The sequence below is a fragment of the Lacimonas salitolerans genome (assembly GCF_042677865.1).
GTDB lineage: Bacteria > Pseudomonadota > Alphaproteobacteria > Rhodobacterales > Rhodobacteraceae > Lutimaribacter > Lutimaribacter salitolerans.
This window is the reverse complement of the sequence record NZ_JBHUDD010000030.1, coordinates 1-3,461: the sequence shown is the minus strand read 5'-3', so window position 1 is coordinate 3,461 and position 3,461 is coordinate 1. Positions and strand designations below refer to the sequence as shown.

Sequence of the window (3,461 nt, the reverse complement as noted above, 5' to 3'; positions counted from 1 at the left end):
ACGGATGTTAACAATGCAGGTGGGTCAGTTTTAGATGATCATAACCCACCCAAGTGGGTCACTTTTGCATGCCGATTCACAGTTCGGGGTCGGACCACAACCAAGGGGCACCGGTTTCGGTTGGATGAAGATTGATGGCAGGTCAGTGACCCTATTTCGCGACATCGAGGGCAGGCGTTCTGGCTACCCTGCTTCGCACCGCATCAGCAGCTCGTGCGTGCCCGGCAACCGCTTCAGCGTCCGTTCGATCCTCTCACGCCATCTGGGGCCGCGCGCCATTGCGTCGGTATAAGCGTCCCAGATATCGGACGGGCGATCCTCGGCCATTGTTTCGATAAGGAACGCGGCCTGCTGGCGGTCCTTGTCAGCCTTGAAGGACTCGGGCCCGTCAAGGCGGCGGTCCGCAACGATCAGCTTGTGGATGGCGAATTTCTCAGGCCGCGGGATCTGCACAAGGATACCATCACGATAGAGGGCAACAGCGTGGATCGGATCGGAAATCAGGTAGTTCAGGTGATGCAGGGCTCGCGCCTTGACGCCGAGGGCGGGGAGATCGCGAATGGTCTCTTCCGCGTCGAAGGACGGCGTCAGGAATTCGATCATCATGCCCGTCTGTCCGCTTTGCCGCCAGCGCCAGACACTGCCCGGATCAAGACCCTGAACAGGGTCGAATTTGAGCGCCGAGAAGGTTTCTGCAAGCGACGGTTCGACGGCGTCCTGCAAGGCAACGGACAGGCGCTCGAATTGCGCGACATCGATATCCCCGGTGGTCGCCACGCTGCCAAGGGGAAGGGTGGTGCCCAGCTCTCCCTCCATCAAACGAAAGGCATTCGTTCCGATCAGGGTGCCGCCCAGCCGGAAGGTGCCCACCTTGGCCATGGCAAGCAGCAACCCGCCTGTGCCGCGATCGACCGGGGTCATGCCCTCGGCGCGCAGCAAACGCGCCAGCCTGGCGCGTTCACGCCTGCGGTCCGTCATCTGCGCGCGCAACGCGGTCATGCGGGCCACGCGATTGCGCGTCTCGGCACCATCCGGGCCGATATACCAGAATTTCACGTCACTGCCGATCTTCTCGGCCGCGTACCAGTAGACCTTGCCGCCGCGCTCCTTGGTAACGAGCGAGCCACGCACATTGGCGACCATGTCGTCTTTCAATAGGCGCAGGAGATCGCCATAGGCAGACCGTGCCACTGAGCTCAGGTTCGTCATGTTGGCCTCGCGGCTGCTGTCTCGGTAAACCTATGATTTTGAGTTGACCGTCGCAATCGGTAAACGAATTTATTCAAGTTTACCGATTGGCGCGCATTGTCATGCATCTTCGCTGAGCGCAGGCCAAATCCGATGCGGACGAGCAGATCACATCGGGGACTTCAGGTGCCCGGCCTCTTGACCATCGGCACCAGCGCCAAGCCTGGGTAGAACGCCTCACGCACTTTCCGAGGAAGCGCGTCGAGCCCCCAGGCTCTGTCGATAGGTGAGGGTCGACTCCCGCGCGCTTTGACTCGTTGGGCGGGTGATCCTTCCATTCCCCTCATGCAAGGCGCAGGAAATCCGTCAAGGTACTCAGGATATTGCGGGTTCCCCGGTACATCGTGGCTGTTTCACACAGAAGGGCGAACAGCAGTGCATGGAATACACCGGGGTGGCTTCTCTGAAAGTCCAGAAGCCTAGTCCCCGACAGCCATCGTGCGATCTGGCGATGCAACAGCAAGGCCATCAACCCACCGATCGCCGCCCCTGCGACGATGTCGGAAAACCAGTGAAATCCCAGCACAAGTCGCGGCAGGCAGATGATCACCACGGCGTGCGTCATCAGGATGATCCCGGCCAGGCGGTGATAGAGAAGGACACTGGAGGCCATGGCAAAGAACATCAGCGCATGATCGCTGGGAAAGCTGCTGTCATTTCTGAGGGTGTCTGGCGTGAGCCCCGTCGCCAGTTCGAGGTCGAGGCCCTCGGTGTGAAGCGGTCTGAGCGAAAACGGCAATATCATCTGCAGAACGCGGCCAAGGAAGATCGCGGCGAAGATCACGATGAGCGTCGTAAAGACATCGGTGCGGCGATTGGGGCTGTCGTCCACTCGGGCATTCAGGATGCAGACCAGCACGAGAGTGGCGAACAAACCTTTGACCAGATACGACTCCTGAATGAAATCAGCAATGAGGTCGAATGTCACCGACTGCCCAACGACCTGATTCAGGGCCTGTGCTGTGAATTGATCCATCGTGTGGTGCCTTGCTCACCGGTCAAATGTTTGTAACAAAAATATGACAGCTACAAAAATAGTCCATGGTTTTCTTGGACCCTCGGCTGCCCTCGGGAACCAATCCCACAGGTGACGCTCTACATCGACACGGAGGGCAACTCGCTCACAGTCGGCGCTGGAACACTACGGAGAATCTTTCCCGGAGCACGTCAGCTGCAGTTTCGCTCACCGTTTCCGGGTACGGGCGACGGCAGCGATCGCGCGATCGTCCGTGAAGTCGTCGGCGTTTAGCGCTAGGCCAAGCCTCTTCGCAGAAGGCGAAGCGGGGATACGAATAGTCGTGCAAGGCAGGGTGGAAGTGGCGAGCCATTCAAGCTATAATAGCCATTCCTGATCTTCACATGGGACCGCGTTGATGAAAACCATGACCGCCGTTGAGGCGAAAAATTCTTTCGGCCAGCTTCTGGAGGCCACGCTCCGTGAGCCAGTCGCGGTCACGAAGAACCGCCGCGAAGTCGCCGCGATGTTCTCGATGGAGGATATCCGCGCGCTTGCCGACAGCTTCCTGGCCGCGCCCCTGAAGGCGGATGTGGCCGCCGGCAAGCTGGGCCTTCTCGATGCGCTGATGGCGCAGATCGATCTGAACCGGCGCTTGGAGGACGGTCGCAAGGCGATCTCCGAGGGCGACGGGATCGTCGCTGATGCGACGTATTTCGCGAGCCTGCGTGACCGGGCCCTGCGCCGCGTATCCTGATCACTCAGCCCATGCAGCCCGCCACCGTTTTCTTCGCCCCCGGAGTCGATACCGCTCTGGTCGAGCTCATCGATCATGTGGACGTGGACAGCATCCCGACCGTCCTGGATTTCCTGGAGCGGATCCAAGCGCGCCTGGTCAAGACCCTCAGCACCCTTCCCGAGGCGGGTCCGGTCTTCCAGGGCAAGGTGCGGATGCTCCCGGTGGACGGGTATGTCTTCCTGTACGAGCACCATCCAGCCGCCAACGAAGTCCACGTCCTCGACATGATCGCGCCGGGCCGGAACTGGCGTTGAGATGAGCCCTCCGGCGATCCGCCACTGCCTGGCGGTTTCGGGAGTGGGCATCCATGCCATCAACAAAGCCGGGCGGCAGACATTTGGGGTTTCAGGGGGCCGCCAAACTGAAGGTGGGGAAATTGAGCCGCAGCGTAGTGAGTAGTTCAAAAAAGCGGCTATTTCGCGGTTTGTGTGGGTGGTTTGGTTTCCGGTCATTTGCTTG

The 3,461-nt window shown here is 60.0% G+C and carries 4 protein-coding genes; 2 read left to right on the top strand and 2 right to left on the bottom strand.

Features of this window, described 5'->3' with window-relative positions; genetic code table 11:
* Positions 1-183 precede the first annotated feature (183 nt).
* Both ACFTOW_RS03955 and ACFTOW_RS03950 read right to left on the bottom strand, forming a co-directional pair.
* Positions 184-1,209 carry a nucleotidyltransferase family protein gene (locus ACFTOW_RS03955; protein ID WP_379913305.1) on the bottom strand — a complete coding sequence of 342 codons (1,026 nt, stop codon included), beginning with the start codon at positions 1,207-1,209 and terminating at the stop codon, positions 184-186.
* Positions 1,210-1,531: 322 nt separating this feature from the next.
* The gene (locus ACFTOW_RS03950) at positions 1,532-2,224 is read right to left on the bottom strand and encodes a phosphatase PAP2 family protein (protein ID WP_379913304.1); all 693 of its coding nucleotides are present in this window, start codon (positions 2,222-2,224) and stop codon (positions 1,532-1,534) included.
* Positions 2,225-2,621: 397 nt separating this feature from the next.
* Here ACFTOW_RS03950 and ACFTOW_RS03945 point away from each other — a divergent pair, with 397 nt between their 5' ends.
* Positions 2,622-2,960, top strand: coding sequence for a type II toxin-antitoxin system Phd/YefM family antitoxin (locus ACFTOW_RS03945; RefSeq protein WP_379913303.1), 339 nt, complete (start codon positions 2,622-2,624; stop codon positions 2,958-2,960).
* An 11-nt stretch (positions 2,961-2,971) separates the two neighbouring features.
* Positions 2,972-3,256, top strand: coding sequence for a hypothetical protein (locus tag ACFTOW_RS03940; protein ID WP_379913302.1), 285 nt, complete (start codon positions 2,972-2,974; stop codon positions 3,254-3,256).
* The last annotated feature ends 205 nt before the right edge of the window (positions 3,257-3,461 follow it).

Excerpts from the sequence above, each read along its gene's own strand:
- ACFTOW_RS03955 (WP_379913305.1), bottom strand. The coding sequence starts at position 1,209 with ATGACGAACCTGAGCTCAGTGGCACGGTCTGCCTATGGCGATCTCCTG.
- ACFTOW_RS03950 (WP_379913304.1), bottom strand. The coding sequence starts at position 2,224 with ATGGATCAATTCACAGCACAGGCCCTGAATCAGGTCGTTGGGCAGTCG.
- ACFTOW_RS03945 (WP_379913303.1), top strand. The coding sequence starts at position 2,622 with ATGAAAACCATGACCGCCGTTGAGGCGAAAAATTCTTTCGGCCAGCTT.
- ACFTOW_RS03940 (WP_379913302.1), top strand. The coding sequence starts at position 2,972 with ATGCAGCCCGCCACCGTTTTCTTCGCCCCCGGAGTCGATACCGCTCTG.